Here is a 1,012-nt window from a genome sequence, read left to right on the forward strand (position 1 = left end):
TGGCGGATTCAACTCTGAAGTGCAACTTTTGTAAGTGAATTTAGGTGGCGAGCTGCGTTAATATCGGAGCCACTTAAACGACCAAGTAAAAGGAGCACAGATGAAGAAATATAAGCAGCTCACCAGCGGGCAACGATATCAGATTTATGGGTTGAAACAAGCGGGTTTGAATCAAACTCGGATTGCCCAAAAGATTGGCGTGGACAAGTCGACGATTTCACGAGAGTTTAGGCGAAACAAAGGTCAACGCGGCTGGCGACCAAAACAGGCGCAATCGTTACGTGATGAGCGCAAGCAAGCCTGTATCAATGGCAAGCAATTCTCATCGGATAGTTGGGCGGAAGTCGACAGGTTGATCCGGGAAGACCTCAGCCCAGAACAAGCCGCCAATCGGCTTAAGTTGGAAGGTGAATTGCAGATTAGCCATGAGGCGATCTACCGGCATATCTACGCAGATAAATGGGAGGGAGGAAATCTGTGCCGGCATTTGCGCAGCCAGAAACCGCGCCGCAAGCGTTATGCAAGCGGGCAAGAACGACGTGGCACGATCAAGAACCGAGTCAGCATTGATGAGCGTCCAGAGATCGTTGCGGAAAAAACACGTATGGGTGATTGGGAAGGCGATACTGTGATCGGCAAGAACCACAAAGGCGGATTGGTTACGCTGGCTGAACGCAAGTCGCGCTATGTGTTGGCGGGGCATATACGCAGCAAGCATGCTGCCGGGGTCACAGCTGTGACAACGCGCCTGCTGACGCCTTACAAGGATAAGTGCCACACCATCACATTCGACAATGGCAAGGAGTTTGCGGAGCATGAGAAAATGGCAGCAGAACTAAAAGCGGACATTTATTTTGCCAATCCTTATCACTCTTGGGAGCGGGGGTTGAACGAGAACAGTAACGGGCTATTGAGGCAGTACTTCCCCAAGGGCATGGAGTTGACAGACATCACCGAGGAACAAGTGCAGGAGGCGGTAGAGCGGATCAACCACCGACCTCGAAAAGTACTC

General features: G+C 51.4%; 1 protein-coding gene. It reads left to right on the top strand.

What is annotated here, in order from left to right:
* Positions 1 to 100: 100 nt before the first annotated feature.
* The coding region (locus MJ768_RS09900) for an IS30 family transposase (RefSeq protein WP_239291199.1) at positions 101 to 1,012 on the top strand (912 nt) is incomplete at its 3' end.

Source organism: Candidatus Nitrotoga sp. 1052 (assembly GCF_927312905.1).
Lineage (GTDB): Bacteria > Pseudomonadota > Gammaproteobacteria > Burkholderiales > Gallionellaceae > Nitrotoga.